Origin of the sequence: Endozoicomonas sp. ONNA2 (assembly GCF_024606365.1) — a bacterium.
Taxonomy (GTDB): Bacteria; Pseudomonadota; Gammaproteobacteria; order Pseudomonadales; family Endozoicomonadaceae; genus Endozoicomonas.
Genome location: NZ_JAHHPO010000573.1, coordinates 1 through 1,280, shown reverse-complemented (window position 1 = coordinate 1,280; position 1,280 = coordinate 1). Strand labels below are relative to the sequence as shown.

The 1,280-nt window shown below is 55.1% G+C and carries 1 protein-coding gene; it reads right to left on the bottom strand.

The annotated features are described in order from the left end of the window. Nucleotides 1–113 precede the first annotated feature (113 nt). On the bottom strand, nucleotides 114–1,280 hold a 1,167-nt coding region (ffh, locus tag KDK14_RS10095), incomplete at its 5' end, for a signal recognition particle protein (RefSeq protein ID WP_257264976.1).

The window sequence follows — 1,280 nt, the reverse complement described above, 5'->3', positions numbered from 1 at the left end:
AAGAGCTTTTCTTTTCCTTTGTGCTCTTCGTGTGCTTCGTGGTTCAAAGCTTTTGATTCTTGAATTGTAAGTGTTCAGAACCTATATCTTGCAAGCTGGCGATTGACCGATTGTTAAAACGGAAACTTCTTGCCACCGCCTGGCGGCATCATGCCGCCCATACCGCCGGGCAGCTGGCCTTTCATGGACGACATGCCCCGCATCAGTTTGCTCATGCCGCCTTTTTTGGTGACTTTCTTCATCATTTTGCTCATCTGCTTGTGCTGCTTGATGAGTCGGTTGATGTCCTGGATCTGGGTACCTGAACCAGTGGCTATACGCTTTTTGCGGGAACCGTTCAGGGTGTCCGGGTTGGCGCGCTCGCCCGGCGTCATGGAGTTGATGATGGCTTCCATCTGGACAAAAATTTTATTGTCCATCTGGCCCTGAAGCTGGGGTGCCATGCCACCCATGCCGGGCAATTTGTCCATCATGCCACTGAGGCCACCCATCTTCTTCATTTGTTGCAGCTGGTCGCGAAAATCTTCCAGGTCAAAGCCTTTGCCTTTTTTCAGCTTGCTGGCCAGCATATCCGCCTTGCTGCGGTCCAGCTTGCGCTCGGCTTCCTCGATCAGGGAGAGAATATCCCCCATGCCCAGGATGCGGGAGGCAATACGGTCTGGATAGAAAGGCTCCAGGGCATCGGTCTTCTCGCCCATACCGATAAATTTGATGGGCTTGCCGGTGATCTGGCGTACCGAGAGCGCCGCACCGCCACGGGCATCACCGTCTGCCTTGGTCAGGATGACACCGGTTAATGGCAGGGCATCGCCAAACGCCCTGGCGGTATTGGCGGCATCCTGACCGGTCATGGCATCCACCACAAAGAGGGTCTCTATGGGGTTGATGGCGCTATGCAGCTGCTGGATTTCAGTCATCATATCGTGATCGATATGGAGGCGGCCGGCGGTATCGACGATCAGGACATCGGCGTGCTTGATACGGGCTTCATGGATGGCACCATTAACAATATCCACCGGTTTCTGGTCAGTGGAAGACGGGAAAAAGGTGAGGCCGGTTTCCCGGGCCAGGGTTTCCAGCTGTTGGATGGCGGCCGGACGATAAACGTCAGCACTGACCACCATGACCGATTTTTTCTGGCGATCTTTCAGCCATTTACCCAGCTTGGCGACGGAAGTGGTTTTACCCGCACCCTGCAGGCCGGCCATCAGGATGACCGCCGGTGGCTGGGTGGACAGGTTCAGTTCGTCATTGGCCGAACCCATCACCTCAATCAGTTC